1 protein-coding gene is annotated in these 1303 nt (G+C 72.1%); it reads right to left on the reverse strand.

What is annotated here, in order from left to right; all coding sequences use genetic code 11:
- The coding region (locus ACIBQ8_RS51170; protein WP_397195922.1) for a M4 family metallopeptidase at window positions 1-1303 on the reverse strand (1303 nt) is incomplete at both ends.

Genomic DNA, 1303 nt, shown 5'->3' on the forward strand with positions numbered 1-1303 from the left:
GAGAAGTCCGGGCCGGCGGTGCCGCAGGCGGGCTCGCCGGAGGCGGCGGCGACGCTGACGGCGCTCCAGGCGGCCTTGGTGCTGTTGCACTCGGCGCTGTTGGCGCCGTACAGCTCGATGGCCGCGGCGACCGAGGCCGAGCGGATGTTGGCGTAGCGCCAGGAGGACGTCTTGCGGTTCAGGGCGCCCATGTAGATCTTGCCGGCCTTCTGGACGCTGACGCCGGTCACCGAGGACGGCCCGCCGGAGCAGATCGGGCTGGAGGGCTTGCCGCCGCCGGGGTTGCTGCCCTCGGCCAGCAGGTAGAACCAGTGGTTGAGCGGCCCGGCCGCCGAGTGCACCTCGGTGTTGGGGATGGAGGAGGAGTAGCAGTTGGGGTCGCCCAGGGCGCTGGGGTTGTACATGTTGCGGATCGGGCCCTGGCCGACCAGGTCGACCTCCTCGCCCACCAGGTAGTCCGGCGGGTCGTTGGGGTTGTTGGCATACGCTTCGGTGAGCGCGCCGAAGATGTCGCCGGTGCCCTCGTTGATGCCGCCGTTCTCGTTGCCCGAGCCGGCGCCGCCGGGGGTGGTCTGGAAGATGGCGTGGCCGAACTCGTGGGCCACCACGTCGATCGGGGTGGCCTGCTGGGTGTTGGCCTGGTTGTGGCCGAAGTTGGTGTAGCTGCCGTTCCAGTAGGCGTTGACATCACTGAGGCCGACGCGGGCGGGGAAGCCGCGGCCGCTGCCGTCGATGCCGCTGCGGCCCAGCCAGTCACGCAGCATGTCCCACTCGCGCTGGACGCTGAACAGGGCGTCCACGCAGGCGGTCTCCAGGTTGGTGCCCGAGCCGTTGCCCCAGGCGTCGTCGGTGCCGGTGTAGGCCGACCCGCCCTGGCCGCCGCACTGGATGCCGGGCCGGGTGGTGTCGGTCATGGAGTAGGAGCTGCCCGACCCGCTGGTGTTGATGGTGACCTGGCCGTAGTAGAAGCCGTTGCCGCTGCCCTCGCGGACCAGGTCGACGGCGTCGGCGACGGCGCCGGTGCGGGCGTCGACGTAGACGTTCTGCACGCTGGGCTTGCCGTCGGCCAGGCCGGAGACCTTGACCTCCCAGGCCAGCCTCGGCGTCTGGCCCTGGGCCAGGACGACCAGGCGGGGGGCGGCGCTGTCGTCCACGCGCGACAGGCGGGCCTTGGCGGCGGCGGTGGCCTTGCCGGCGCTGACGGTGGCCTTGGTGGCGACGTCACGCGTGGTGGGGCCGGTGGCCGAGACGGTGTCGCGGACGTGCCCGGCGGCGTCGGTGACCACGACGGCGTCGCCGCCGA

It is taken from the genome of Nonomuraea sp. NPDC049646, assembly GCF_044465525.1.
GTDB lineage: Bacteria > Actinomycetota > Actinomycetes > Streptosporangiales > Streptosporangiaceae > Nonomuraea.